Source organism: Anaerobacillus sp. QJM3NY_32 (genome assembly GCF_056173645.1).
Genome location: NZ_CM149684.1, coordinates 2,608,476 through 2,632,587 on the forward strand (window position 1 = coordinate 2,608,476; position 24,112 = coordinate 2,632,587).

Here is a 24,112-nt window from a genome sequence, read left to right on the forward strand (position 1 = left end):
GTTTCCTGTTCAAAATGAATATAGAAAGACTATTGAAGCACATGGAGGCATTATGCTAACTTTTGAAGAAAAATTAGAAATTATTGAATCATCCTTTCCTGAACTGACACGAAAAGACGTTTCTCTTGGACGTGTGAATTTTCACTATGAAGAAGCGGTTATTGATAAGAAAAATGTTGTTTATCATCTTCACCCTAATGGCAACGGCTATGTATTTGGTGACCTTATTGAAGGGTATCCATTAGATGAAAGAGGAATGGTTAATATCCGTGATTTCTCAAGCAACGAGCTTCGTAAAATCATAGGCGAATCCATTCAATCACTTTCTGTTCTTCCTGGTTCAGATATTGAGATCCAAGTTTGGGTAAACGATGAAGATCAAACTCTGGAATTAATGTATGAGCCTGAGCTCGAACTATGGAATGTTTATGCTGGAGATATCCTTGATGGTACATTCCCTTCTCGTAACGAAGCGATCCAATATCTTGATGAAGAAGGATTTACTAGAAAGTAAACCTTAAGCGCCTGCCACCTTTTAAAGGTGGCAGGCTTTTCCTATTATCAATCTATCGGTTTATAAAACCCCGTGGATTTCCCTGTAAACCCACACGCTTCATAAAAAAGGTGTGCAGACTTCCTTTCATCCCGATTCCCACTATTTAAGACGATGGTTGAGGCACCCTTTTCACGAGCTAGATTTTCTGCTTCCAAAAGCAGAGTCTTCCCAACTCCCTGCTGCCGGTAATCTTTTGCCGTTACCATTGTAATAATTCTTGCAACAAGAATATTAGCAACATAAGATCGTTCATAATGCATTCCAAGCAGTCCAATCAAAGACTCCTGTTTTTCACTTACAAGCGTGACGTACAAAGGATCTGACAAAATTGGTTTTAGACGCTCCGTCACTTCGCAGACAGAGGTCTCATACCCCATTTCTGAAAGCAAATAAGTAAGCCATTCCTCATCACCTTTTCTAGCCCTTCTAATGTTCATCGTGCTTTCTCTCCTCGTAAGTCTTCATAATGATATCTTTTTGAAACCTGTTTTTGTGAAAATAATAATAAAAGCGGCACAATTAAAATAAGTAAGCTCACTACCCCTATCCATCCCAAACCGTCCCATAGGATACCAACGCCCGAACTACCTGCTGCTACTCCGGCATAGTAACTAATCAAATAAAAACTAGATGCCCCACTCTTATGATGCTCTGCCGTCTTTGCAACAGAAGCTGATGCCATCGAATGAGAAATAAAAAACCCTGCACAAATAACGCAAAGCCCAATCATTACCACAATCAGTTCTTGATATAGTGTAATGGCAACTCCTAACGTTAATAATAAGAGGCCCGTTACCATCGTGCGCCGTAAGCCAATACGAGATGAAATTCGTCCTGCAATTGGTGGTGAAACTACTCCGAGAATATACGCAAAATAAGCAAGGGAGATCCATTTTAACGAAAGAGAAAATGGATCTTGTTTAAGGAAGAAAGGCAAATATGTCCACACGCCCGTAAAGATCACTTGAATGAGAAAGCCAAGCGTAAATAGCGATAAGAGCCGACGATCTCTTAAATGTACAAACATTCCTTTCATATCCTTTATAACACTGCTATTCCCCCCCTTAAAAAAGCGAGAGGGCGGCAGAAGCCAATAAAAGCAAATGATCGCTATAATAGCAAACCCTGCAAGGATGATAAAACTTACTTGCCAACTATATAAGTCAGTCAAATATCCTGTTGCGACTCGTCCACTAAGTCCCCCCATTGCATTGCTCGCAATAAAAATGCTCGTAGCAAGTCCTACGTTACTTGGAGTTACTTCATCTGCAAGATAAGCCATCGCCGATGCCGGTATACCTGCAAGAAAGAATCCCTCAATACACCGAATAATAAGCAGAAGAAGGAATGAATTCATAAACGGCATTATTAGTAATGAACTAAGGACAAAAAGGAGCGATATTTTCATCACTACTGTTCGCCCATAGCGGTCTGAAACAAAGCCAAGTATAAGAAGTCCTGGTATCATCGTGATGACGGGCATGGACATAAGTAAGCTTGACGTTGTTGCCGTTAAATGAAATTCACTTGCAAATATTGGAAGCAATGGTTGAAAAGCATAAAGTGCCGAAAAGACTAATAATGCTCCACATCCAAGACTAACCGCCGCTCGCCAGAAACCCGCATCTTTTGATGTATATGGCTGATTGTTATTTAGAACAACTGACACTTGATCATCACCTTCAATTTTCTATCTTACTTTTATTTTAACTGATTGGGAATTTGAGTGAGATCAATTCCCCACACCACTGGCATATAAAAATAAATCGCCAGTGTAATAATGACGACAGATGTTAGGTTTAGCCAGAAACCTGCTCTCGCCATATCTGGGATTTTTAAATAGCCTGACCCGAATACAACGGCGTTCGGAGGGGTTGCAACCGGAAGCATAAAAGCACAGCTTGACGCAATTCCTGCCCCAATCATTAGAGCATAAGGATGAACTCCGATCGCGGATGATAGAGACGCCATGATTGGAAACATCATTGTCGCCGTCGCCGTATTTGATGTAATCTCCGTTAAGAAAATAACAAGCGATGTGACAAGTAGTAAAATGACGAACAGATGGATGCCTTCAAGAACCGTTAATTGCTCCCCAATCCAATTCGCAAGTCCTGATTCCTGAAAGCCAGAAGCAATGGCGAGTCCAGCTCCAAATAATAGAAGAATTCCCCATGGTAATCCTTTTGCTGTATCCCAATCTAAAAGAAAGGCACCTTTTTTCGAAGGGGCAGGTATAAGAAAAAGTAATAGCGCTGCAGTCATCGCGATGACAGTGTCATTTATATTCGGATTAAGCTCACTTAAAACAAAGGAACGGCTAATCCAGGCAACCGCAGTGAAAGAAAAAACTACCATAATGACCTTTTCTTCCATAGACATTTTCCCAAGATCCGCTTTCTCCTTATTAATCACCTCTTTCCCGCCTGGCAGCTCTTTAACATTCATCGGAAATGCCATTTTCACAAGGTAATACCAGCAGCCGAATAAAAGAAGAACAGTTAAAGGTACGCCAAACATCATCCAGCGGGCAAATGAAATCTCGATGCCATATAGCTCATTGACCACCGCTGCAAAGATGGTATTAGGAGGTGTTCCAATCAATGTTGCTAAACCACCAATTGAGGCACTGTACGCGATGCCAAGCATAATGGCTTTTCCAAAATTAAATTGCGGAATCCCTTCTTCTTGTTTCATATCAAGCTGCTCGGATACTTGATAAATCACCGCCAGCCCAATTGGCACCATCATCATAGCCGTTGCCGTGTTTGAGATCCACATTGATAAAAAGCCTGTTGCAATCATAAAGCCAAGTACAATTCTCTCTGTACTTGTTCCTATTGCTGATATAATGAAAAGAGCAATTCGTTTATGTAAATGCCACTTCTGCATTGTAAGCGCGATCAAAAAACCACCCATAAAGAGAAAAATGGTGTTATCGCCATAAGCTGATGCTGTTAAATCACCTTTTAGTCCGCCCGTTAGTGGAAATAAAATTAATGGTAAAAGAGACGTCGCCGGTATCGGAATGGCTTCTGTAATCCACCACGTTGCAATCCACGCCGTACTTGCTAAGATGGCCAAACCTGCTTCTGAAAGACCATTTGGATTAAAAAACAACATTATGCTAAGAAAAAGGACCGGTCCGAGGATCAACCCCGTCAGTTTCCTTTTATCATAAGCAGGATCTGGTCCAGATGCATAACCTGGATTTTTTTGAGAACTTTTTGAAGGGATTTCCGGCGTGTGTGAAGAAGCGAATGTTAAGAGATCTTTTGCTCGATCATGTTCTTTCCATAATTGGTTCCAAAGGTGTTGTTCCATAGTCATACCTCCTATCGTTCATTAAACTATAGTGTAGAATTCGCTCGCCACATCTGTCAATAAATTCACAATTTTGGTACTTTATTACTCTCTTTCAAGAAAGGACTTTTGATTCGTTTTTCCATTTCCATACAAGTAATTCATTTCAACCCCCTTAAATTTCCATTTGGGGCGAAAATTATAAGTTGATGATATGTTTTTTATAATTCAAAATAAATAAACTCAATGATTAAATGTAAGAATAGATACACAATCCACAACAAGTTGCTCAAAATCGATCCAGGGGGTATATGATGAGAAAGATACAACAGACTACTATTAATTCGGTTGTGAAATACGGACAAACAAAGCTTCCAAAATCAGCTAATACAGAATGTCCAGAATGCGGAAGCGATGCTTCATTTCAACTGAAGTTCGATTATCAAATTAATCAGGCTGTGTTCTCCACGCTTTCTCGCTGCTCTATTTGTAAAGAAGCTGTGCTTTTCATACTCATTAAAACGTCCCATAATGATCGCGGAGAAGAAGTTGAGCTATTCGTGCATCAAACCTCTTTTACACGAGAGCCGCTCGGCAGACTGACTAGCACAGCTAGATTACCCGATGACCTTGAGCGTGTTTATCGCTCAGCAGTGAATGTACATAACATGAAGGATTGGACCGCAACGGCTGTAATGGCTAATCGTGTTCTTGAGAGCATTACAGGTAGTTTTCTATCTGAAAATGAGCTAGGACAGCCACTTTCTAAACAGCTAGAAACACTTGCTAAACAGATTGATTTAGAAGAACCAATTGTAAAACTAGGACACCTACTAGGCAAAGGTAGTAATTTAAATAACCTCCTTTGTCTTGAGAAAGCTACAAGCGAAGAAACGGCCAACTTAATTATCGACTTACTAGATTCACTTATTGAATACTTGTACATTCTTCCTCAACGAATTGTGCATCTTCAAAAACAAATCGAAGGATAATAAAAAAAGCAGGTAGCTCAAATTAATATGTACCCTGTGTAAAGGACAGTTTAAAAAAGACTAGGCAACATTAAGAAGATGATTCCTGTATTGAACAGGGGTCATCTTTTTTAAGTTCCACTGACATCTATCCAGGTTGTAATACATCATATAACTCTTAACTTCACGTTTTAATTCGATTAGTGTTTGACAAGGTTTTATTGAGGCTTCGTCTTTAAAGTGACCAAAGAAAGATTCCTGTGGGGCATTATCCCAACAGTTTCCTCTTCTAGACATAGACTGATCTAAACCGTATTTCTTTAGCTGTTTTTGGTAGGTAGGGTGAGTATAGTGAAAGCCTTGATCAGAATGAATAAAGGCATTCGCATCTAGTTTTGCTTTACGGTTGTTTTTAAGTTTTACTAACGTATCTGTCGCTAGATCGAGCGTAATTCGGTCAGACACATGATAAGCTAGGATCTCATTCGTAGAGCCGTCCTTTATGGTAGATAGATACGCTTTCTTCTTATTTCCATAAAACAAATAGGTAATGTCAGTTAGAAGTACTTTCCCTGGGATGCCTTGTTTGAAGTTTCGCTCAAGTTTGTTTGGTACAACGCTGTGCTCTTTCGTTGCTTTCGCCATACGACGATAGGGATTCGCTCTTCTGATCGGACATACGATTCCGTATTTTTTCATGATTCTGCGTATGCGTTTTAAGTTATAGGTTATTTGATACTGGTTAGCTAGCGTCATCTTGATTTGACGTGCCCCTTTTTTTCGCTTTTTAAAGGCATAGGCTTTTAGGATCCAGTCTTTTAAAACTTGGTCTCGCGCCTCGTTTTCTGTTCGACGCTTTCGAGCACCTTCAGTGAAATAACGATAATAACCAGATCGTGAGACACCCACTACGGAACATAAGTATCGGACCATATTTTTAAGTTGATACTCATGGATGATATGGCGGATTAATTCAAACTTGAGAGAAGCAGCTAATTTTATCTCTTTTTTCCCATCCCCTTTTCCATCATTTCGAGCTTTTTTAGGAGATCATTCTCTGCTTTTAATAGGTTATTTTGAGCTTCTAAACGTTTGTATTTTTCCTCTAAAGACAGTTCCTTATCTTTGGATCTTCCGGAGCTTTCTTTACGAGTGTCAGTAAGTCCATTAATCCCTTTGTTTTTATAACCCTGTCTCCACCTTCTCGCGGCAGAATGTACTCTTTCGTGTCCGAGAGTATCGACATCAAATCCATTTTCTTTAAAAATCTGACTCGGTAGTTTTCCTTTTTCATACTCCGTAATGAATATTCGCTTAAATTCATCACTGTATGTGATTCCTTTTTCACTAACTGATTTCACAAATTTATTAGAGGCAAGTGTTTTGACATCTTCCTCTGAGAATACTTTCTTACTCATTAATAATCATTTCCCATCGTAGAATTTGTCCTCATTATACATAAAAGTACCCTATAGGGCAGACTTTTTTTAAGTGTCTACTCTATAGGGTACATATTAAATTGAGCTACCTGTTTTTTAAATGCTCATATCAAATTTTAATTCAAGATTCTGTTTACTATCACTTTAGCCCTTTTTCGAAATAGAAGGATAGTTGATGAAAATCGCAATAATTCCTGCAATAGCAATGAGGATTGGATAAATTGAATACGGTAGTAGAGCGAGTGGCGAAATCGACGCAAGACCTGCTACTGCAAGCACCTGTGCCCCATATGGGAGCATGCCCTGTATACTACCTGAGAAAATATCAAGAATACTAGCAGACTTTCGTGGGTCTACCCCATATTCTTCGGAAATGTTTTTCGCAAGTGGCCCCCCCATTATGATCGAAATGGTGTTGTTAGCTGTTGATAAATCAAGCACGCTTGCGAGACCGGCGATACCAAACTCTGCTCCTCTACGAGAAGTTACTTTGCTCAGGATTTTGTCCAATACGTATTGTATTCCTCCGTTATGCTTAATGACTTCAATCATCCCTCCGATGACGAGAGCAATCATGGCAAGGTCTTCCATCCCTTTTATGCCCTCTGTAACCGTGGAGATCAGTTCACTCATTCCAAATGTTCCGTTATATAAACCTACAATCCCAGCAAATAAGGTACCACTTACAAGTACAATAAGAACATTAACACCAGCGATCGCTGCGATCAGTACACCTAAATAAGGGATAATTGTAACGAAATCAAATGCGTGTTCTCCTCCAACCGTTGCTTGCTCTCCCATCGTTAAAGCACCATAAATAATGGCTGTTACAATAGCAGCTGGCAAGACTATAAAAAAGTTTACTTTGAATTTATCTTTCATTTGCGTATTTTGTGTGCGTACTGCCGCAATCGTAGTATCTGAAATCATAGAAAGATTGTCACCAAACATTGCCCCACCTATGACCGCTGATAAAGCCAGTGCCGGGGCAACTCCGGTTTGCTCTGCAATTCCAATTCCAATGGGAGCAAGTGCTACAATCGTTCCCATCGATGTACCCATCGAAATAGAAATAAAACAGCCAATGACAAACAAACCTACGATTAAAAGATTAGCCGGTAGAATTGATATACCTAAATTAACAATCGAATCTACTGCTCCAATTTTTTCAGCTGTTCCGGCAAACGCCCCAGCCAGTAAAAAGACCAAAATCATTAATATGATATTCGTATTACCTGCTCCACGACAAAACACTTCCACTTTTTTCATAAAGCTTTCTTTTCGATTCATCGAAAGAGCTACGCCCGCCGCAATTAGAGAAGCGAGAATAACAGGCATACTATAAAAGTCCTTTGTTATGATAGCTGTACCAATAAAAAGCACAATAAATATTCCAAGGGGAAGTAAAGCCAGGCCGTTCCCCTTTATTTCTTTCTCCATTATTCATGTCTCCTTCATCTTTTATTCTGTCTCAATAAAAAAAGCCCACTTCAAGAGAAGAAGGCTTTTGCACTTATCTCTCAAGATTTCTCTTGCTGGAAGCAGCACCTTTCTGATGATCAGAGGTTGCTGAAGCTTCTTTGGGCCAGGTCCCTCCACTTCTCTTAATAAGAAATATACAATTATTAATGAGCGCATGCTTCATTTTACTTTTTCATAACGAGCTTTACTTTATCACGCATTATTCTGATGAGTCAACTTTGATTAACTGCATCAAAATAAACTCCTCATCCTTTAAGGAGTTTACCTGATTAACTAGTCTGGTTCAAGCTTTGTATGACTACCAATTTTTGCAATAGATCAATCTTTATTTTCCTAAAAACCACTCAATATCCTTCATAATCGATTCCGGTTTTTCTTCTGGTAGAAGGTGACCGGTTTTTTCATAGATGATCAGTTTAGCATTTGGGAGATCCTTACTGAGACGCTTCCCAATTTTCAACGGCACAACTCTGTCATTTTCTCCCCATATTAGTAGGCTAGGTGTATGAATTTGATTTAGTTCAACTTCTGACAAATCTCCTTCGCGATCTCGAATCATCCTAACTAATGACCGAAAGATACCCTCATTGAAGAAAGGTTGGATATATCCATCCATCATTTCTTCATCGATAAGGGAAGGATCATAAACACAATTAAGCAAATTTCCTCTAACACCTTTTCGATAAAGCCACCTTTTCAAGTATACCGAGAAAAAAGGTAAGTACGATGTATACACTAGACTCTGTTTAGCCTTTTCAAGATATCCTGAACTGCACAGTAAAATATTCTTACTAACGAGATCATCTTTCATAGCCGAGGCTCTCATTGCTACTTGCCCACCCATAGAATGGCCGATCATAACAGTATGATCAATTGAAAGCCTTTCTAAAAGTTCAACCACCACTTCCGCATAATTATGATAAGAGTGGACAAAACGATTAGACTTTTCACTTTTTCCGAACGGAGGAAGATCAATGGCAACAACAGTATATGCCTTTGTTAATAATGGTATCAATCTTCTGAAGCTGAAGCTCGACGATAGAAAACCGTGAAGAAGCGTTAATACTGGCCGATCGACGGCTGTGTCATTTCTATAGTATTCATAGTGAATATCAATTCCTTTGATCTTTTCCGTATTTTGTTTAAGATTTTGAGCTAATAGCATCTTTCATCTCACTCCGGATTTTGAATTCATCTGATCTGATTCACCCTTCGTTTCTAACCAGACAGGATGGTCTCACTTATTCAGGTTTGACTTTATAATTATTTTACCCCAATCCTGAAATGAAAAACTTTTTTTACATCCGAGAGGATACTCCATTTTTTTCATTCTAACTCTACGTGCACAAGGTCCAGCAGCTTTATCGTTGTCCTTTTTTCATTATGGTCAATAATACGCAGTTCTTTCGTAAGTGGATCTACATAGTCCACATATCCAAAGAGAGTTTTCGTTTCTCCCCCACTAAAGTGTTGAAAACAAAGCGAGTTGTGATTGGCCATTGCTTCACATATTGTTTCATTCATTTCCGCCATTCTTTGTTCATCAAGTACCGGCTTTTCACTTTTTTTCTCTTCGGTTTTCCAATCTCTTAGCTCTTTCACATGCTCAGGTAACATCATTGACGTCCATTTTATATTTCCGCGATCACGAATCACGCTTCTTCCCCCTTCTATGCTTTATGACCACCCACAAGTTTACTTCTATGCAGTGCCGTACCGGCCTTTGTGTATGAAACGGCACGAAGCAGCGCATCTGAGCCATATTTCTCACGGATCGAATCCATCACATATCCGAGATCCCGCTGCTTTGGGCGTGACGCGTTAAATAAGTCCAACTGCACTTCTTCATCATTGCAAATATTTGAAAGGGTAATGGAAATCTTACGAACCGTTTTTCTTCCAAAGAACTCCTCAAATAACTGAAGACATACATTGTATATTTCGAGCGTAATAGCAGTCGGGCTGTGGATACTCCTTGAACGGTGAAAGCCACCCCCGCCTTCTTCTTTACTATAACCAATCCCAAGGCTAATCGTACGCCCTGCCTTCCGGGCTTTTCTCGCACGTCTTGCAACTTCTTCACTCATCTCAAGAATGACGTGTTGAATGTCTTTTTCGTCATGGTAATCTCGCAACAAAATTTGGCTTTTCCCATAGCTAATCTGTCCCTGCATAATCGGCGCACCCATTTCAGAAAGATCGATGCCCCACGCATGATGATAGAGCTGATTTCCCATAATACCGAATTTTTCTTCTAGTAGATGTAGCGGGTAATGCGCAAGCTGCTTTACATTCATAATCCCCATTCGATTTAACGTTCGCTCGACACGCGATCCGATACCCCACATTTGACTTAGCGGGGAAAGCGGCCAGAGTTTTTTAGGAATATCTTCATAAGTCCATTCTGCAATCCCTTTTTCTTTCGCTTCCAGATCGAGACAAAGCTTTGCCATTAAAAGATTTGGGCCAATCCCTATGGCACATGGTAATCCGAATGTCTCTCTTATTTCATTTCTGATCTTGTGAGCTACTTCAAATTTGTTCCCCCAAAGTCGTTCTGTCCCATCAACCTGCAAAAACGATTCATCAACGCTATACGTATGGATACATTCTGATGGTACATAACGATGAAAAAGCCTCGTTATTTCCATTGATTGTTTTAAATATGAAGACATTCTCGCATTAACGATATGAATGTTTTTATTATTTGGAATTTCAAATAGTCTGCTCCCTGTTCGTATTCCAAATTCCTTCTTTAGTGCCGGAGACGCTGCTAGCACAACACTTCCCTGTCGCTCGGTATCACCAACAACCGCGAGATAGCATGTAAGTGGATCAAGCCCCATCTCTACTGCTGAACAACTTGCATAAAAACTTTTCATATCAATACATAGGATTGTTTTCTTTGGAAATTTAGAATAATCCATTTGTATCCCCCCTTCTCCTAATCAAAAGAACGTTTGTTCCCTTTATATATACCCGTATTTTAACCGAATATACGTTCTCTTTACAATAAGTACTTTCTTCCAATCATAAAACGATTCACTTAGCATCACCCTTTTTTCTAAAGTAACGAAAAGTACCGGAAGAAGAGTAACAATGAACTTAACGATATTCACTCCAAAGTTAGTCATCAGAGCACATACGTATTGGAGATCCTACACTTGTTCCATTAACAGATAGGGAAGTAGAAATACTCGCGCATCAATCTCTAAACGCACAGAAAAAGAACCAGGATATGCCGTTTCATATGGTCATTAACGCCATTATTTATTAGCACACCACCTCCTGAGTCTAAAGAACCAATACCTTTTTTTAAAATAACAGGTATATCTCCCTATAACTCTATCCAAAAGGATAGGTCTTAACTATCAAAATAGTTTAAATAGTTTGAATACTAAATCTTTTATGGTAATGTTAGCTCATCTTAATCACGAGGGGGATATAGAATGGGAAAGAAAAAAAATTTACTTTCAATCGGTTTATCAGTGGGGCTCGTTAGTACCATGCTCGCACCATCCTCAACATTTGCAGCAGCAGATACGAATATGAATAAAGAAACAGGAACACCTACTTTTGTTTCAGGAAAACTAACAAAAGCAAGCTCTCAAAATGCCAATCAAGTACTATTTGATTACTTGAACGAACAGAAAAACCTGTACAAGTTTAGTGGATCTTCCGCTAAGGATTCCTTTAAAATCCTATCAAAAGAAAAGGACGATCTTGGTTTTACGGTTTTTCGATTACAACAACTTCATGAAGGAACACCTGTTTATGGTTCAACTCAAACGGCTCATGTTGATGAAAGTGGTATTTTAACAGCCGTATCAGGTACAGTTATTCCAGACCTTGGGTCGAAGAAAGAGCTTAAAAAAGCAACAAAATTCAAGAAACAGGACGCCGTTAAAAAAGCAGAAGAAGATCTCGGTTTTTCACCAGCCTATGAACAAAAACCCGAATCCAACCTTGTCGTCTATACTGAAGGAGAGTCTGCAACGTATGCTTACCATGTGACCTTGAACTTCCTCTCGCCTGAACCGGGTAACTGGCAATACATAATTGATGCAACAAGTGGTGAAGTTCTAACAAGCTTCAATGCTCTACACGAAGCAAAAAAAGAAGGAGTCGGCAAGCCAGGTGGTGGTGATAATGTTACCGGAACAATTAAGACGGCAAGTGGAACTGGTGTACTTGGTGATCAAAAAACGTTCAATACGCTACTTTCCTCTTCAACTTATTACTTGAAAGACACTACGCGAGGTGGCGGAATCTTAACATATGATGCGGCAAATCGCACAAAACTGCCAGGCTCTTTATGGGCAGATTCGGATAACTCCTTTAACGCAAGCTATGACGCGGCTGCAGTCGACGCTCACTACTATGCAGGAGCGACGTATGATTATTATAAAGATGTCTTCAACCGAGATAGTTATGACGGAAACGGTTCACCACTAAAGTCCACCGTACATTACGGACGCAACTACAATAATGCGTTCTGGAACGGAAGCCAAATGGTCTATGGTGATGGAGATGGCTCAACTTTTGTATCCCTTTCAGGTGGTGAAGATGTTGTTGCTCATGAATTGACACACGCTGTCACTGATACAACAGCTGACTTAATTTATCAAAATGAATCAGGAGCACTGAATGAATCCATGTCTGATGTATTCGGAACGCTTGTAGAATACTACGACAGCAATAACCCTGACTGGTTAATCGGAGAAGATATTTATACACCAGGTACATCCGGGGATGCTCTTCGTTCAATGTCAGACCCATCCCAATTCGGAGACCCTGATCATTACTCTGTCCGCTATACTGGTTCTCAAGATAATGGCGGCGTTCATATCAACAGCGGCATCATGAACAAAGCAGCTTATCTGCTGAGTGAAGGCGGTACATTCTATGGGGTAACCGTATCAGGAATTGGAAAAGACAAACTCGGCGCTATTTACTACCGCACCCTTACGCAATACTTAACCGCTTCTTCAAACTTTAGTCAGATGAGATCAGCAGCAGTACAAGCTGCCACTGATCTTTATGGAAGCGGAAGCTCAGAAGTTCAATCTGTAAAACAGGCTTTTAATGCAGTTGGAGTTCAATAGAAAGAAGTTAGGCAGGCAGCCAATGGCTACCTGTCTTTTCGTTATGTCAGGGTTTTATAAGTATTCAAACGGGTAAAAGGGTGCTAGACCTTAAAAGGAGGAAGGAGGAAGGACAAATGGGAATTTTCAAAGAGGATACGCTTAAGCATGAACATGTTCTCATTACCGGAGCCACGGGTGGTATTGGATATGAAACCGCAAAGGCCGCCGTAAAAGCCGGTGCTACGATTACGATAACCGGAAGAAATAAAGATAAATTAACTCAGCTGAAGCAGGAGTGCGAAGAGTTAGTAACGGAAGCAACGGTTGCTGTTCTTCCTGCTGATTTAAACAATGAGAAAGATCGTTCTACTCTTATCGAAAGTGCTATTAAATATAACGGAAGCATCACAGGGTTAGTTAACTCAGCAGGAATTGGCGGCGGCGATACGCTTGATCAATTAGAAGAAGAAGATCTTCGCAAAGTAATGGAGCTAAATTATACCTCGACTGTTTTACTGACTCAACTTGTGTATAAGCGAATGCGTGAGGATAAGAAGAAAGGGGCGATTGTAAACCTCTCTTCTCTCTCAGGTCTTAGAGGAACTTTTGGTAACACGGCCTATAGCGCTTCAAAGTTTGCTATAACTGGCTTCACGCAGTCGTTTGCCCACGAGGCTATCCGTGATGGAATTAGAGTTAACGCAGTATGTCCCGGCTTCGTTGATACAGAAATGGGCCGAAACAGTATTGCTTCTAAAGGGGAGAGACAGAATAAAAGCTTTGAGGAAGAATTAAAGGCTGTAGAAGCAGCAATGCCATCTGGAAGAATTACGCAGCCTGAAGAAGTCGCCAATAGCATCATTTACCTTCTCTCAAATGCGTCAGAAAACATTATTGGCGAATCGCTCAAAATTTCAGGTGGAAGCGTTATGCGCTAGGTGCTTTGGAGAAATTACCTACAAATCAAAAATGACTCATGCTTGAAGAAAGCATGAGTCATTTTTGATTGGAGCATTCACAAAGCCATTAAGTAATACTCGCGTAGATACAAGTATCTGTTATCTGTGTTCCGTCGATCGACATATCTTCGTTTTTGAGAGTTCCTTCGAAATCATAGTCCAATCGTTCTGGAATCGCACGACTTCGCTCGTTTTCTCGATCGCATCTAATCTCGACCCTTCTGCACTTCAAGTCCTGATGCGCATATTCAGTAAGTTTCTGAACGGCCTCAGTCATATAGCCATGACCACTTTGCTTAGTAGCCACCCAATACCCAATTTCAAGCTTTGGAACATCCCATTCAATGTTATGAAACCCAGTGGATCCAACAAACTCATTTGTTTCTTTCAAAAACACCAGGAACCTTAAACTTTCACGCTTTAGGAATTTAATATGCGCCTCTCGTGTATTAATCTCTGTATCCTCAGGAGTCGGCGTTTCTCTAGCAAAGCCAAGCCAGGGCCTCAGTTCACTTATAGAAGATTGAATGGCTTGATTAACTATTTTACCATCCCCGTATTCAGGCATTCTTAACATTAATCGTTCTGTTTCAAGTACTGTTTCAATTTCCATTAAGATTGGATTCATTTCTATCCCTCCGACGTAAGTAAAGACATTCCCTCAAAAAAGAAGGAAATTTACAAATAAGCTGGAACAAGCGATTAACTTTTCACCTTCAACTAGAATTTGAACCGCCAATCAAGGAGATTAGCGGTTCAAATGAGAGCAGAATAATGGAAATTGAGCTAACTATACTACTTTAGGATTTTTCCCAAAACGGTTTTCTTCCACATCACTATCTAAGCAAGTGAAGACCAGAATGACAATACTACCAATTAGAGGAATAAGTCCAATGAGCACCCACCAACCGCTTCTTCCAGTGTCATGCAATCTACGCACAGTTACAGCTAGCGAAGGTAAAATAATGAACAATGAATAAATACTTGTCAAAAATGGGGAAATATCAGCTAGAGACTCTACTATCGTTAAGACAATAGAAAAAATAACATTAAAAAGAGTAAACATCCAATATTCTTTACGCCTTGCTCTTCCTTGGAAATTCACATAATTCTTTAATACTTTCAAATACCAGTTCATACTGCTTCTCCTTTAGCGAATAAGTTTAGTAGATTAGTACCTTTTTCATACAAAACAGTATAACATAAAGGCTAACAATATTAGGTAAACAAATCAATAATTGGATATAAAATCTGCTAATTAACTTCTCTTCTCAAAATACTCATTCTAACCCGGTCGACATACTTTCCTTCTCTATACCGATCCTCGCGCAATATCCCTTCTTCAACAAAGCCACACTGCTTGTAAGACTTAATTGCTTTATCATTATCCACTTCTACTCTTAGCCAGATCTTATTTAAACTAAGCTCCGTAAACCCTAAATGAAGCATAGCTTTTAAGGCGCTCATCCCATAGCCTTTCCCCCAATAGCGTTTATCACCTATGGCAATACCTAGCTCTGCATGACCGTTTAACTGATCAATATTCTTTAAGTCTACCCAGCCAATATGTTGACCTTCACCAGTTACAATAGCTCTTTGCTCATACCCGTTCTTTCGAGTGATGCACATTTGAATCCAGTTCATTGTTTCTTCTCGTGTAAAAGGAGGATATTTCGCCGGCATATTCAGATGCTTCGTTACGTCTCGATCCAGGCACCATTGATAGCGATCTTCCACATCTAATAGAGATAGTTCTCTAATCGTAACAAAAGGTAAGGTTTTTGTTTTCATATTCTGCTCTCCTACTTGATCGATTTTAGTGGTGCATTTCTCCCGTTGCAGAAACTTTAATCTTTACTCCCAATAACAAGCCTGAAGGTAGGGAAAACAAGTTACCATTGGCTCGGCTGGACCATACTTTATGAAGAACCAAAGAATGAAGTAATAAGACAGCATTACCCGATTCTTTTTAGAGACCCCTTTTACCTCCTCAGATTATCTTCACTCTGTGTGAAGTTTTTTTCTATCTCCTTCACAACCGATTGATAATAAGAGACTTCATGTGGCACAAAATGAAGTTTATTGATTTTTTCATTCACGTTTATTCTCTCTTCATCGTCATTCAAGCAAAATCCTTTTACATCCACTTCATCCCGCTCTCCCAACCAAAGGTCATAAAATTGATCAAAATCAGCTTGTACGATTCCAGAAACTTCTTCTTTTTGAAGTTTAAACTTCTCCAATGGCTGATTACACTCATAGAGGAAGATATTCGCGATTTCATTATCAAAAAAGTGGTCTTTTTTAATCGAAGCTTTTATGACCTTTAGTGGGGTCAATTCATTATAGGAAACACCAATTCCGAGCTCTTCCTCGACTTCCCTCACTCCGTCTTCAACAGACTCATCAGCCATTAAGTGACCAGCCGCTGTGATGTCATACAGCCCTGGAAAATCCTTTTTCCGATCACTTCGAAGCTGAAAGTAAATCTTTCTAACACCATTTTCGATCCGCACAAACCAGCATTGAAAAACCTCATGCCAGTAACCTTCTCTATGTACCTCTTCTCGAGATGCGTTGCCGATCGCTTCTCTATTCTCATTAAATATCCTCACTAGTTCACTTTTCATTTTACACCCTCGCTTTTTATCTTTAGCTGGATAGATAAACTTCTATTCCAGTAAAATCCTCTTCCTTATTTTAGCATTATTACTATTGACTACAATTATTATTTCATCAACGTTTCCATTCACATATCTAATAAGCTAGATTATTCCGAAACTTCTCTACTGTATTAATCGTATAAATGGAGGAGGGGGTGATGATTAGTATGAATCAATTATTTTTTTCGGATAACTTTTTTTCGGCAGGAAGAACAGACATCTACAATAGCGATCGCGAGACGGTAGGGGCACTTAACCTTAGAAGCGCGTTCTCTTCTAAAGTCGAAATAGAAGACGTCAATGGAGACGTTACTATGGAGGGAGCCTTTACGTTTTTCGCTAACAAATGGATAGTTAGAAGAAAAAATGGCGATGAACTCGGTTACGTGAAAATGTCTTTTACTTTTCTATCAAAGAAATTCCATTATTTCAAAGACGGTAAGAAATTCACTATAACGTCACCTGCATTTTCAAAAGCATACAGCATAACCGATGACTCCAATCGTGAGATAGCTACTTTTCAAAGAACAAATAGCTATTTTGAATCAGCGAATTATGAACTTAAGAATATGTCAAGTAACCTTTTAGCAGAAGAGTTGATTTCAATTATTATGGGCGTGAACGCCTTTCAAAAAAATGTTAGTGCAGCCGGAGCAGCTACTTAGCCAATAGGAAGTAAAGAAAGGGGAAATCACGATAGTCAGCTAAAATCCAAATAATCATCACTGTAGCAGGCATATTGTTTCTCTCTACGAAAGAAAGAGTGGCTCTTTCTAATGAAAACACCACTAGTGCCTATATTTTCATCATACTCGATCCACTTAACCTTAGGCAGGGGCAAATGAACGAACGGCTTCTAGAAAAGAAAACCTAAAAAAGAAGAGCACTTTAAAAGCGCTCTTCAAACAACTCATTATTTTTGATCAAAAAACTTACCCGCCACTTTTTCAACCACGCCTGGAGCAGTATGATAAAGTTTTGCTCCTACGTTCATCCAGCCTGGGAGATTGACTTCTCGTCGACCTTTTTCAATAGCTGCTATGATTTCCTTTGATACCTTCTCTGAAGATAACATCATTTTTTCAACATTTTTAATATAAGTCCCACTACTATCGGCTGTCTCAAAAAAGCTTGTATTAATTGGACCTGGGTTAACTGTAGTAACAAAGATGTTATGTTCCTTCATTTCCATTCTTAAACTATTCGAAAAGCCAAGCACAGCATGCTTGGAAGCAGAATAACCGGAGGATTTTGGAGTAGCAAGTTTACCTGCCTGTGATGCTACGTTAACAATGTGTCCCTGTCTTTTTGCAATCATCCGAGGCAGCACATGAGATGTAAAGCGCATCAGTCCCAATACGTTCACATCAAACATTGCTTCAATATCTTTCATATCTGCATCTACAAAAGCATCGAATTTCCCAAATCCCGCATTATTAATTAATACATCTATAGGTGGCATTTCCTTCAGCAAAGAAGGCAATAGTTGATCAACCCGCTTACGGTCACCTACATCCAGGCTCCATACAGCTGGAGGGTATGCTCCACTTTCTTCGATTTGCTTCTTAACGTCCATTAATTTATCTTCGGAACGAGCAACGAGGATGAGTTTAGCGCCTTTTCTAGCTAAGTCAACAGCCAGCTGTCGTCCTATACCGCTTGACGCTCCGGTGATCAAGATTACTTTGTTTTTTAATTTCTTCATTAGTTCCTCCTCTTACAGCTTATACCGATAATAAGTTTGTTCTTTATCCTTTATTTTGACGATGACATTTTCCGACTCTAAATAATCTAAGTGACCAATTGTCTCTGAAAGTGTCAGGCCCACTTGCTTCTTATAAACACCTGGAAATAATTCCTTACATACTTCGAAAGCAGTTAGCGGCTGTTTTTGCAAGAGCAACGCTACTTTATCAGAGCGTTCTTCTTGCTTCCTTAGGCGCTCCTTAATTAAATCATCCGGATTTAAAATAGGCTCTCCATGTCCCGTATATACATATTGCAAATGAGCATCTAACGTTTTCCGATAAGAATTACGCTGCTGAATGAGTGGTTTTGGACGCTCTGTTCCTTTTACATAGGGCGGTTCAAGAAGCGGATTAGATGAGATTTTCTTAATAAGATGATCGCCAGCGATCATCGTTCCTGTTTCCTTATGCCATAGAGAAATATGACTTTGTGCATGACCAGGAGTTTCCATGACCGTCCATTCTGAACATCCAGGGACGCCATCCCCTTCTGATAGATGGATATCGCACTTCGCTCGATCTGTAAAAGCAAGATAATCACGCGTGTCGCGAGCATGATCAAAATACTGATCAGCCACGCCCGCTTCTCGATAGATACTTGTCATAAATGTATCATTTTCTTTCAAAAAAGAATCGCTCATTTGAAGCCAGCGATCATTTTTCCAATGTCCAAGCACGCGTACTCCTCTTTCCATCATACCCCCAACCAGTCCAATGTGATCTGGATGATGATGAGTTAGTACTACTTGTTCAATATCCTCGAACGCATAACCATTATTTACCAACTGCTCATTGAGTTCTCGCTGTGCCTCAGGTGTTCGCGGACCTGTATCTACAAGCGTCAGCACATCTCCTTTTATTAAAAAACAATTAACAGGGCCAACTGCAAATGGTGTTGGTACCGTCATTGAAAGAACGTCAGCTTTCGTTATATTCAAATTACCCGCCACCTCTACTTTTCTTTCGTTGCATGAACTAACTCTATTCTACCGCTCTTCCCTCTATTTGTCATTATAGCAAGATAATTAAATTTGAATTTTCCGACAATAACTATTGACAATTATCCCTGTTCGTTGCATACTATGTAAAATTAGATTGAACGTATTGGCTTTGAACGGGACTAGTAAAAGACTAGATAAGTGTCAGAGAGAGGAATTCACCGGCTGAAAAATTCCTTCACTTCGCCTACTTTGAACCTGCCCCGGAGCCTGCTGTGAAAACACAGCCGCTTCCCACGTTACAGGGTACTTGAGGATATCGCTATGATATCAAATGAAGGTGGTACCACGGATAACGCCCATTCGTCCTTTAAATAAAGACGAATGGGCGTTTTTATATGGAAGGATGAGTAAGATGAAGAAACACACCATCGCATTCATAGGTGCCGGATCGATCACAGAAGCCATCATCGAAGGTATGATCAAAGAAAAATTTATTCATGCAAATCAAATTGTTGTGATGAACCGCTCAAACTTGGATCGCCTTGAAGAACTTAAAGACAAATACAATGTGCAAACTACACAGAACATAGAGCAGCTATTAAAGAACAATAAAGTAATCATCCTCGCCATGAAGCCTGCTGACGCAGAAACTGCCTTAAAAAATATTCAACCATATATTAATGAGAGCCATCTTATTATCTCTGTACTCGCCGGAATCACAACCTCTTATGTTGAGGAGGCTATTGGAACGTGCACACCTATCGTTCGAGCTATGCCTAACACATCAGCTATGATTGGATTATCCGCAACAGCGATTTCTCCAGGTCATTTCGCTAAGAAAGAGGACCTGTTATTTGCAGAAAACTTATTCCTTACAATCGGAAGTGTTGTACAGGTTACAGAAGATAAAATGAACGCTGTAACAGGGTTATCTGGTAGTGGCCCAGCTTATTTTTACTATATGGTTGAATGCATGGAAAAAGCTGCGATTCAAAATGGCCTAGACCCGGATACAGCACGCGAGCTGCTGCTTCAAACAATGAATGGAGCCGCAAACATGCTCCGTCGCACTAATCAATCTCCAACTTTATTAAGAGAAAAAATTACAAGTTCAGGAGGAACAACACAAGCTGGAATAACTTCTTTAAAGGAATATCAATTCGAAAGAGCAATATTGTCTTGTATTACGGACGCAACTAAAAAAGCAGAAGAGCTAGGAAAAGCGTTTGAGAAACAAAAATAACTAGCTTAACTAACCCGGACATTCGTACAATGTCCGGGCAAACAAAAATAGAGCGCCATTTTAATTACTTTAAAAGCCCCCTTTTTCTATTTAAACACTCTTCTTCTGAACAACTTCACACCTCTTTTTCAAGTGATATAAAGCCTCTTCACTGTCGAGTCCATTTGCAATAATTTTCATTGGCCCAAAATGAGTTGTTAACCGTCCCATACTTAATATACTTTTAGCATTTAATCGTCTTCCTTCAACTTCAACAATAATATAACTACTAAACTCATTCGCACTTTTGACAAAATCCATTAAAAAGGTCATCGTCACTTTACCTGTGATCAAAACGGTTTCTTTATATACCATTGCAACATCCTCCTTAATAATATATACAACCGTTTGCACATTTCTATATTGACACCCTCTTTGGGTATCCGCAAGTCTTATGGCACCTTTCCTTACACACTCATTGCGAACAATACATAACATACGTTAGGTATTCTAACATGTAATACATTTTCTTTTAACGCTTATGCTATAATCAAAGTAGATTGCCAGTTTAGAAGACTTCAATAGTATATGTAGCGGTAGCTGCATTATGAATATATCCACAGGGAGTGACTGGAGATGTCATATAAAGATAAAAAAGTTCTGCCAATCGGTTCAGTTAGTGAACTAACGGGACTATCTTTACGAAAAATCCGCTACTACGAAGAAAGAGGACTAATCTTGCCAGAACGATCTGGTGGCGGAACTCGAAAATTTTCATTTACGGATGTAGAGAAATTAATGGATATCGCCAATCAAATTGAAGATGGCATGCAAACATTTGAAATCAAAAAGCTATATAAAAAAGAAAAGCAGAAAGACAAAGATAAAATCAGAGATGAAATGATTCGTGGTCAATTAAATGCCGCTTTCAAAATGACGAAATAAACAAAACAGGCGACAATCGCCTGTTTTTTTCATATGAACTCGTTTAAAATATACGATGCCGGGTATACCAATAAAGCATAACGATATTTATTTTAAGGGGTTGTTCTAAATGAGTTTTCATTACACAGTTGAAACATCCAAAACAGTCGAACAGGCAGTCTCTGATTTAAGTACGGAACTTCAAACAGAAAAATTCGGTGTATTATGGGATTTCGATCTATCTGCTAAGTTACAAGAAAAAGGAATGGACTTTCATACACCTTATCGTGTTCTAGAAGTTTGCAATCCTAAAGAGGCTGAACGCGTTCTAAATGAAGACAAATTAGTTGGGTACTTTCTCCCATGTAAAATTGTTGTATATGAAGAAGATGGTCAAACTAAAATCGGAATGCCCAAGCCAACAACATTATTAAATTTAACGGGTGATGACAACTTAAGCGATATTGGCTCTGACATTGAGAAGCGCCTTGTTTCATGTATTGATAAAAGCAAATAGAATTACTGAACAAGAAGAGGCTGGGACATAAATAGCCTAAATTACTGAAAAAAAGGTCCCGTTCATCGGTTTTTGATGAACGGGACCTTTTTTGGCGTGTTTGTTCCTATTCTTTTTAGCTTTGTCGGTAATCATGGCGGTGTACTTTCTCAAGTTCACCGCCATGAGCGCAAAGCCTAATTCATTTTTGACTTTTTCTTTGCCCCTAACGGACATTCGAGTAAAACCCAAATTAGCCTTCAGAAATCCAAAAACTGGTTCTACGTCAATTTTCCGTTGACCGTAGATTTTTCCCGTTTTTTCTTCTGAAAGCAGTTCTCGAATGATTTTCTTTTGCTTTTCCCATTGGGCATTATAATAGATCTTGCGATTGTTCCCTTCCTGCGCTTTGGTACACTGCGAACGAAGAGGACAATCTGAACAGTCATCACATTCATAAACCCTGAATTCCCGTGTGAAACCTCCACGATCGGTTCGATGAGAGAGGTGACGGAACATCAACTGTTGTCCGTTCGGACATATGAACGAATCCCTTTCCTCGTTGTAGGCCCAGTTGGCTGTGTTGAATTCATTCTGCTTGAAACGCTTCTTTTTCTCGGTGCGATAGGTACTGTATGTTATCAGTGGCTTGCGCTCACGATTCTTCAAAACATCCTTATAATTTTCTTCGCTTCCATAACCGGCATCGGCGACGATATAGTCAGGGAGTGTAAAAAAGTCGTTCTCGATATGGTCGAGAAAGGGACGTAATGTACGTGTATCCGTCGGGTTTGGAAAGATATCGTAAGCGAGCGTATATTGTCCTTCTGTCGCAATTTGGAGATTGTAACCAGCTTTTAATTGACCGTTTTTCATGTGATCTTCTTTCATGCGCATGAAAGTGGCATCGTGATCAGTCTTCGAATAACTGTTGCGTTCTTCGAAAATGGCCATGTCGGTCTCGTATTTCTGTTTGCGCCCTACGATATCTTTCAACTGCTTGAGGGATTGCTTCGGCCCTTTTCGCTCGGACCGAAGTTTTTTTCGCTCGTTTACCTCTTCACTGGCGTCAATCTTCTCACTCAATTCCTCCACCTTATCTTCCAGCTTTTCTTCGATTTTTAAAAGCTCTTCAATGGAGAGTTGTTCCGGATTTTCTCGCTTGATCTCAGGAATAATTTCGTTTTCAACCAACTCATCATACATTTGGTTCGATTTTTCGATCAGACTGGCACTATACCTTTCAACAGACTTGCGCCAAACAAACGTAAATTTATTGGCGTTCGCCTCAATTTTGGTTCCATCAATAAAAATCGCTTCCTGATCAATCGCCTCTTCTTTAACCAAATGACATCGAAACTGAACGAAGCACTCGCGAAGAAGCTCCATAGCTTCGGGATGGACACGGAAGCGATTGATCGTACGGTAACTCGGTTCATAACCTTGAGACAACCACATCATGCGAACGCTATCGTAAAGAAGGGCTTCAATCTTTCTTCCTGAAAAAACCGATTGCGTGTACGCACATAGAATCACTTTCATCATCATACGTGGATGATAAGAGGGACATCCTGTATCGCGTAAAAAACGTGAGAAAGCTTCATCTGGAATCTGTTCGACCAGGTCGTGAACGGCATAGGCAATATCATTTTCTTGAAGTTTCATTCCTAAATCCATAGGTAAAATCACTTGATTCATGTTATACTCTTTAAACATAAGGGCACCTCCGATGGTTATTGTGTGGTAACTTTAATTTTATCAGATGGTGTCCTTATTTTCTTATTAAAATGAGATGAAAAACATAAAAAGAGTGGCCCGCGAACAACTACGTTGTTCGCGGGCCACTCTTTTTTTAATTTACCGGGTTTTGTCCCAGCCTCTTCTTGTTTTATTAACCATTGTCTCGCAGAGCTGGCTCATAGCGATAGACAGTTAAATCAACTTTTGAATTAGGAAGAAAGACAATTCCTTCTCCTTCAAGCAACATTTTCTGATCAATAGAACCTTCTTCTGTTTTGATACCAATTTCTCCTTTTGCGTTGATCACACGATGCCATGGGAGTTTATACTTCTGACTCATTGAATGGAGAATTCTAACCACTTGTCTTGCTCCTCTTGGACTTCCCGCACACTTTGCGATTTGTCCATATGTCATCACTTTACCAGATGGGATTTTACTAATAATCGAAACGACTTTCTCAGTAAATGACTCCAAATACTTCACCCTCTAATGTCACTTTCTATCCACTTATTATAACAAAACCGACGTAATTCCAAAAAATAAAAAGCGTTGTATAAAAAAATGTTCGTGCTAGAAACTA

25 protein-coding genes and 1 riboswitch are annotated in these 24,112 nt (G+C 39.6%); of the genes, 8 read left to right on the plus strand and 17 right to left on the minus strand.

Going from position 1 to position 24,112, the window contains the following annotated elements; translation table 11 throughout:
- Positions 1–52: 52 nt before the first annotated feature.
- Complete coding sequence (locus tag AC0VYH_RS13715; protein WP_226615440.1) at positions 53–514, plus strand: hypothetical protein; 462 nt, start codon at positions 53–55, stop codon at positions 512–514.
- A 47-nt stretch (positions 515–561) separates the two neighbouring features.
- Here AC0VYH_RS13715 and AC0VYH_RS13720 read toward each other — a convergent pair whose 3' ends face one another.
- Genes AC0VYH_RS13720 through AC0VYH_RS13730 form a run of 3 tightly spaced genes read right to left on the minus strand, consistent with a single transcriptional unit; the run spans position 562 to position 3,880 of the window.
- The gene (locus AC0VYH_RS13720) at positions 562–993 is read right to left on the minus strand and encodes a GNAT family N-acetyltransferase (RefSeq protein WP_430246024.1); all 432 of its coding nucleotides are present in this window, start codon (positions 991–993) and stop codon (positions 562–564) included.
- Positions 990–2,225 carry an MFS transporter gene (locus tag AC0VYH_RS13725; RefSeq protein ID WP_475372635.1) on the minus strand — a complete coding sequence of 412 codons (1,236 nt, stop codon included), beginning with the start codon at positions 2,223–2,225 and terminating at the stop codon, positions 990–992. Before AC0VYH_RS13725 ends, AC0VYH_RS13720 begins: the two co-directional genes overlap by 4 nt.
- 32 nt (positions 2,226–2,257) lie before the next feature.
- Positions 2,258–3,880, minus strand: coding sequence for an SLC13 family permease (locus AC0VYH_RS13730; RefSeq protein ID WP_475372636.1), 1,623 nt, complete (start codon positions 3,878–3,880; stop codon positions 2,258–2,260).
- 293 nt (positions 3,881–4,173) lie between these two features.
- Here AC0VYH_RS13730 and AC0VYH_RS13735 point away from each other — a divergent pair, with 293 nt between their 5' ends.
- Complete coding sequence (locus AC0VYH_RS13735; RefSeq protein WP_430246017.1) at positions 4,174–4,851, plus strand: hypothetical protein; 678 nt, start codon at positions 4,174–4,176, stop codon at positions 4,849–4,851.
- Between the two features lie 60 nt (positions 4,852–4,911).
- Here the strand turns inward: AC0VYH_RS13735 and AC0VYH_RS13740 are convergent.
- From AC0VYH_RS13740 to AC0VYH_RS13760, 5 genes are all read right to left on the minus strand, one after another.
- Positions 4,912–6,248 (minus strand): IS3 family transposase gene (locus tag AC0VYH_RS13740; RefSeq protein WP_430241928.1). Its coding sequence is split into 2 segments (ribosomal slippage): positions 4,912–5,864 and positions 5,864–6,248, totalling 1,338 coding nucleotides; the frame shifts between segments, so codons are not numbered across the junction.
- A gap of 165 nt (positions 6,249–6,413) precedes the next feature.
- Entirely contained in the window at positions 6,414–7,709 is a 1,296-nt protein-coding gene (locus AC0VYH_RS13745) for a Na+/H+ antiporter NhaC family protein (protein ID WP_475372637.1), read from the minus strand.
- A 70-nt stretch (positions 7,710–7,779) separates the two neighbouring features.
- Positions 7,780–7,883: riboswitch (SAM riboswitch) on the minus strand.
- Between the two features lie 193 nt (positions 7,884–8,076).
- Entirely contained in the window at positions 8,077–8,916 is an 840-nt protein-coding gene (locus AC0VYH_RS13750) for an alpha/beta fold hydrolase (RefSeq protein WP_430246015.1), read from the minus strand.
- Positions 8,917–9,077: 161 nt separating this feature from the next.
- On the minus strand, positions 9,078–9,407 hold the full coding sequence (locus AC0VYH_RS13755; protein WP_475372638.1) for a YolD-like family protein: 330 nt from the start codon (positions 9,405–9,407) through the stop codon (positions 9,078–9,080).
- A gap of 14 nt (positions 9,408–9,421) precedes the next feature.
- The gene (locus AC0VYH_RS13760) at positions 9,422–10,678 is read right to left on the minus strand and encodes a Y-family DNA polymerase (RefSeq protein WP_475372639.1); all 1,257 of its coding nucleotides are present in this window, start codon (positions 10,676–10,678) and stop codon (positions 9,422–9,424) included.
- A gap of 522 nt (positions 10,679–11,200) precedes the next feature.
- Here AC0VYH_RS13760 and AC0VYH_RS13765 point away from each other — a divergent pair.
- A complete protein-coding gene (locus AC0VYH_RS13765) occupies positions 11,201–12,856 on the plus strand; it encodes a M4 family metallopeptidase (protein ID WP_475372640.1) in 1,656 nt (551 codons plus the stop codon).
- A 116-nt stretch (positions 12,857–12,972) separates the two neighbouring features.
- Complete coding sequence (locus AC0VYH_RS13770) at positions 12,973–13,776, plus strand: SDR family NAD(P)-dependent oxidoreductase (RefSeq protein WP_475367711.1); 804 nt, start codon at positions 12,973–12,975, stop codon at positions 13,774–13,776.
- An 88-nt stretch (positions 13,777–13,864) separates the two neighbouring features.
- Here AC0VYH_RS13770 and AC0VYH_RS13775 read toward each other — a convergent pair whose 3' ends face one another.
- The 4 genes from AC0VYH_RS13775 to AC0VYH_RS13790 form a co-directional block, all read right to left on the minus strand.
- Positions 13,865–14,425, minus strand: a complete 561-nt coding sequence (locus AC0VYH_RS13775) for a GNAT family N-acetyltransferase (RefSeq protein WP_430247158.1) — start codon at positions 14,423–14,425, stop codon at positions 13,865–13,867.
- A gap of 162 nt (positions 14,426–14,587) precedes the next feature.
- Positions 14,588–14,935: a DUF805 domain-containing protein gene (locus tag AC0VYH_RS13780; protein WP_430247157.1), complete on the minus strand. Its 348-nt coding sequence runs from the start codon at positions 14,933–14,935 to the stop codon at positions 14,588–14,590.
- 116 nt (positions 14,936–15,051) lie between these two features.
- Positions 15,052–15,588, minus strand: coding sequence for a GNAT family N-acetyltransferase (locus AC0VYH_RS13785; protein WP_475367712.1), 537 nt, complete (start codon positions 15,586–15,588; stop codon positions 15,052–15,054).
- Positions 15,589–15,779: 191 nt separating this feature from the next.
- Positions 15,780–16,427, minus strand: coding sequence for an NUDIX hydrolase (locus AC0VYH_RS13790; protein ID WP_430247155.1), 648 nt, complete (start codon positions 16,425–16,427; stop codon positions 15,780–15,782).
- A gap of 200 nt (positions 16,428–16,627) precedes the next feature.
- Between AC0VYH_RS13790 and AC0VYH_RS13795 the strand changes: the two genes are divergently transcribed.
- Positions 16,628–17,125, plus strand: a complete 498-nt coding sequence (locus tag AC0VYH_RS13795) for an LURP-one-related family protein (RefSeq protein WP_475367713.1) — start codon at positions 16,628–16,630, stop codon at positions 17,123–17,125.
- A gap of 248 nt (positions 17,126–17,373) precedes the next feature.
- On the opposite strand, the gene AC0VYH_RS13800 is transcribed toward AC0VYH_RS13795, so the two are convergent.
- Both AC0VYH_RS13800 and AC0VYH_RS13805 read right to left on the minus strand, forming a co-directional pair.
- A complete protein-coding gene (locus AC0VYH_RS13800; RefSeq protein ID WP_475365435.1) occupies positions 17,374–18,165 on the minus strand; it encodes an SDR family NAD(P)-dependent oxidoreductase in 792 nt (263 codons plus the stop codon).
- A gap of 12 nt (positions 18,166–18,177) precedes the next feature.
- Positions 18,178–19,146 carry an MBL fold metallo-hydrolase gene (locus AC0VYH_RS13805; RefSeq protein ID WP_475367714.1) on the minus strand — a complete coding sequence of 323 codons (969 nt, stop codon included), beginning with the start codon at positions 19,144–19,146 and terminating at the stop codon, positions 18,178–18,180.
- Between the two features lie 415 nt (positions 19,147–19,561).
- On the opposite strand from AC0VYH_RS13805, the gene proC reads away from it, so the two are divergent.
- Positions 19,562–20,392, plus strand: coding sequence for a pyrroline-5-carboxylate reductase (gene proC / locus AC0VYH_RS13810; protein ID WP_475365437.1), 831 nt, complete (start codon positions 19,562–19,564; stop codon positions 20,390–20,392).
- Between the two features lie 90 nt (positions 20,393–20,482).
- On the opposite strand, the gene AC0VYH_RS13815 is transcribed toward proC, so the two are convergent.
- Complete coding sequence (locus tag AC0VYH_RS13815) at positions 20,483–20,746, minus strand: HPr family phosphocarrier protein (RefSeq protein WP_194222062.1); 264 nt, start codon at positions 20,744–20,746, stop codon at positions 20,483–20,485.
- A gap of 261 nt (positions 20,747–21,007) precedes the next feature.
- Here AC0VYH_RS13815 and AC0VYH_RS13820 point away from each other — a divergent pair, with 261 nt between their 5' ends.
- Positions 21,008–21,316 carry a MerR family transcriptional regulator gene (locus tag AC0VYH_RS13820; protein ID WP_194222063.1) on the plus strand — a complete coding sequence of 103 codons (309 nt, stop codon included), beginning with the start codon at positions 21,008–21,010 and terminating at the stop codon, positions 21,314–21,316.
- 109 nt (positions 21,317–21,425) lie between these two features.
- A complete protein-coding gene (locus AC0VYH_RS13825; RefSeq protein ID WP_194222064.1) occupies positions 21,426–21,812 on the plus strand; it encodes a DUF302 domain-containing protein in 387 nt (128 codons plus the stop codon).
- Between the two features lie 36 nt (positions 21,813–21,848).
- Here the strand turns inward: AC0VYH_RS13825 and AC0VYH_RS13830 are convergent, their stop codons facing one another.
- Both AC0VYH_RS13830 and AC0VYH_RS13835 read right to left on the minus strand, forming a co-directional pair.
- Complete coding sequence (locus AC0VYH_RS13830) at positions 21,849–23,507, minus strand: IS1182 family transposase (protein ID WP_475372641.1); 1,659 nt, start codon at positions 23,505–23,507, stop codon at positions 21,849–21,851.
- Between the two features lie 175 nt (positions 23,508–23,682).
- On the minus strand, positions 23,683–24,006 hold the full coding sequence (locus AC0VYH_RS13835; RefSeq protein ID WP_475365440.1) for an MGMT family protein: 324 nt from the start codon (positions 24,004–24,006) through the stop codon (positions 23,683–23,685).
- Positions 24,007–24,112 lie beyond the last annotated feature (106 nt).

Excerpts from the sequence above, each read along its gene's own strand:
- AC0VYH_RS13715 (WP_226615440.1), top strand. The coding sequence starts at position 53 with ATGCTAACTTTTGAAGAAAAATTAGAAATTATTGAATCATCCTTTCCT.
- AC0VYH_RS13720 (WP_430246024.1), bottom strand. The coding sequence starts at position 993 with ATGAACATTAGAAGGGCTAGAAAAGGTGATGAGGAATGGCTTACTTAT.
- AC0VYH_RS13730 (WP_475372636.1), bottom strand. The coding sequence starts at position 3,880 with ATGGAACAACACCTTTGGAACCAATTATGGAAAGAACATGATCGAGCA.
- AC0VYH_RS13735 (WP_430246017.1), top strand. The coding sequence starts at position 4,174 with ATGAGAAAGATACAACAGACTACTATTAATTCGGTTGTGAAATACGGA.
- AC0VYH_RS13745 (WP_475372637.1), bottom strand. The coding sequence starts at position 7,709 with ATGGAGAAAGAAATAAAGGGGAACGGCCTGGCTTTACTTCCCCTTGGA.
- AC0VYH_RS13750 (WP_430246015.1), bottom strand. The coding sequence starts at position 8,916 with ATGCTATTAGCTCAAAATCTTAAACAAAATACGGAAAAGATCAAAGGA.
- AC0VYH_RS13760 (WP_475372639.1), bottom strand. The coding sequence starts at position 10,678 with ATGGATTATTCTAAATTTCCAAAGAAAACAATCCTATGTATTGATATG.
- AC0VYH_RS13765 (WP_475372640.1), top strand. The coding sequence starts at position 11,201 with ATGGGAAAGAAAAAAAATTTACTTTCAATCGGTTTATCAGTGGGGCTC.
- AC0VYH_RS13770 (WP_475367711.1), top strand. The coding sequence starts at position 12,973 with ATGGGAATTTTCAAAGAGGATACGCTTAAGCATGAACATGTTCTCATT.
- AC0VYH_RS13775 (WP_430247158.1), bottom strand. The coding sequence starts at position 14,425 with ATGAATCCAATCTTAATGGAAATTGAAACAGTACTTGAAACAGAACGA.
- AC0VYH_RS13780 (WP_430247157.1), bottom strand. The coding sequence starts at position 14,935 with ATGAACTGGTATTTGAAAGTATTAAAGAATTATGTGAATTTCCAAGGA.
- AC0VYH_RS13785 (WP_475367712.1), bottom strand. The coding sequence starts at position 15,588 with ATGAAAACAAAAACCTTACCTTTTGTTACGATTAGAGAACTATCTCTA.
- AC0VYH_RS13790 (WP_430247155.1), bottom strand. The coding sequence starts at position 16,427 with ATGAAAAGTGAACTAGTGAGGATATTTAATGAGAATAGAGAAGCGATC.
- AC0VYH_RS13795 (WP_475367713.1), top strand. The coding sequence starts at position 16,628 with ATGAATCAATTATTTTTTTCGGATAACTTTTTTTCGGCAGGAAGAACA.
- AC0VYH_RS13800 (WP_475365435.1), bottom strand. The coding sequence starts at position 18,165 with ATGAAGAAATTAAAAAACAAAGTAATCTTGATCACCGGAGCGTCAAGC.
- proC (WP_475365437.1), top strand. The coding sequence starts at position 19,562 with ATGAAGAAACACACCATCGCATTCATAGGTGCCGGATCGATCACAGAA.
- AC0VYH_RS13815 (WP_194222062.1), bottom strand. The coding sequence starts at position 20,746 with ATGGTATATAAAGAAACCGTTTTGATCACAGGTAAAGTGACGATGACC.
- AC0VYH_RS13820 (WP_194222063.1), top strand. The coding sequence starts at position 21,008 with ATGTCATATAAAGATAAAAAAGTTCTGCCAATCGGTTCAGTTAGTGAA.
- AC0VYH_RS13825 (WP_194222064.1), top strand. The coding sequence starts at position 21,426 with ATGAGTTTTCATTACACAGTTGAAACATCCAAAACAGTCGAACAGGCA.
- AC0VYH_RS13830 (WP_475372641.1), bottom strand. The coding sequence starts at position 23,507 with ATGTTTAAAGAGTATAACATGAATCAAGTGATTTTACCTATGGATTTA.